Raw genomic sequence first — 601 nt, 5'->3', positions numbered from 1 at the left:
ATTCTGCCACCACTACCGGCTCTGGCGGGGGCGGCAACGGCGCAGCATGCGCCAGGTTCACCGGGCCGGCGAGAAGGTCTTTATCGATTACTGCGGACCGACCGTGCCGGTGGTGGACCGGAGCACCGGAGAGATGCGTCAGGCCCAGGTCTTTGTCGCCGTGCTTGGCGCCTCCAGCTACACCTTCGCCGAGGCCACCGGGAGCCAGAGCCTGCCGGACTGGATCGCCTCCCACCAACGGATGCTGACGTTCTTCGGCGGGGTGCCGGCACTGCTGGTTCCGGACAACCTCAAGGCAGCGGTCACCAAGGCGGACCGTTACACCCCGAAGATCAACGAGACTTACGCTGAACTGGCTGCTCACTATCAGACGGCGGTGCTGCCCGCGCGTCCCTACAAGCCCAAGGACAAGGCAAAGGCTGAAGCCGCCGTGCTGTTGGTCGAGCGCTGGATCCTGGCCCGGTTACGGCACCAGACGTTCTTCTCTCTGGCCGAGTTGAACGCCGCCATCGCCGCGTTGTTACCAGCGCTGAACCAGCGCCCGTTCCAAGGACGGACAGAGAGTCGTCAAAGCCTGTTCGATGCCCTCGACCGACCGGCA

1 protein-coding gene is annotated in these 601 nt (G+C 64.9%); it reads left to right on the top strand.

Going from position 1 to position 601, the window contains the following annotated elements; all coding sequences use genetic code 11:
- Window positions 1–601, top strand: a 601-nt coding sequence (istA, locus tag CXF87_RS12275; protein ID WP_157826538.1) for an IS21 family transposase, incomplete at both ends; no start/stop codon positions are given.

Origin of the sequence: Halomonas sp. MES3-P3E (assembly GCF_002836035.1) — a bacterium.
GTDB classification, from domain to species: Bacteria; Pseudomonadota; Gammaproteobacteria; order Pseudomonadales; family Halomonadaceae; genus Vreelandella; species Vreelandella arctica.
Note: the sequence above shows the minus strand (reverse complement) of the source record. Positions and strands in the feature narration are given on the sequence as shown.